This window comes from Homoserinimonas sedimenticola (assembly GCF_026094475.1).
Taxonomy (GTDB): Bacteria; Actinomycetota; Actinomycetes; order Actinomycetales; family Microbacteriaceae; genus Homoserinimonas; species Homoserinimonas sedimenticola.
Window position 1 is genome coordinate 1 of the sequence record NZ_JAPELL010000005.1, and the last position, 542, is coordinate 542.

At 70.5% G+C, this 542-nt stretch carries 2 protein-coding genes; one reads left to right on the forward strand and one right to left on the reverse strand.

The genetic code is table 11. The features are described from left to right. A partial coding sequence (locus OH146_RS13600; protein WP_265161732.1) for a hypothetical protein occupies nucleotides 1-242 on the forward strand: 242 nt, incomplete at its 5' end. Here the strand turns inward: OH146_RS13600 and OH146_RS13605 are convergent. Beyond that, on the reverse strand, nucleotides 239-542 hold a 304-nt coding region (locus OH146_RS13605), incomplete at its 5' end, for an aldo/keto reductase (RefSeq protein ID WP_265161735.1). The two genes, OH146_RS13600 and OH146_RS13605, sit on opposite strands and share 4 nt — an antisense overlap.

A 542-nucleotide genomic window follows, 5' to 3' on the forward strand; every position in this document is an offset into this window, starting at 1 on the left:
GTTGCCGGGCCTGCGGCCAGCCGTGGCCGTGCCCGATGGCCCGCCTGCTGCTGCGCGGCGAGTACGAGGACAACCGGATCGGGCTGTCCATCTACCTGTGCGGGCTGCTGTACGAGGCCACGCGCGACCTCTACCGGCTGAACCCGAACGACGCGCCGGCCCCGGCCGACATGTTCGCCCGCTTCGTCGGCTGGGGCCCGTACCGCCGTCACCGGCCCGTCCCACCGGGCGGCGACTGTTAATAAGGGGCCCTTCCTCTACCGGAGGCGTTAGGAAGGGGCCCTTCCTTACACCTCGTCGGTGAGGCGCCCGCCGCGGCGAGGTTCTCCTCCAGGCGGTGAAGCTTGGTGGTGCCGGGGATGGGCACGATCCAGGCCTCCTGCGCGAGCACCCAGGCGAGCGCGATCTGCGCGGGGGTCGCCTTCTTCTTCGCCGCGATCCGGCCGATCAGCTCCACCACCGCCTGGTTCGCCCTGCGGTTCTCGGGCGAGAAGCGGGGGACGGTGTTGCGGAAATCGGAGCTGTCGAAGGTGGTGTTCTCG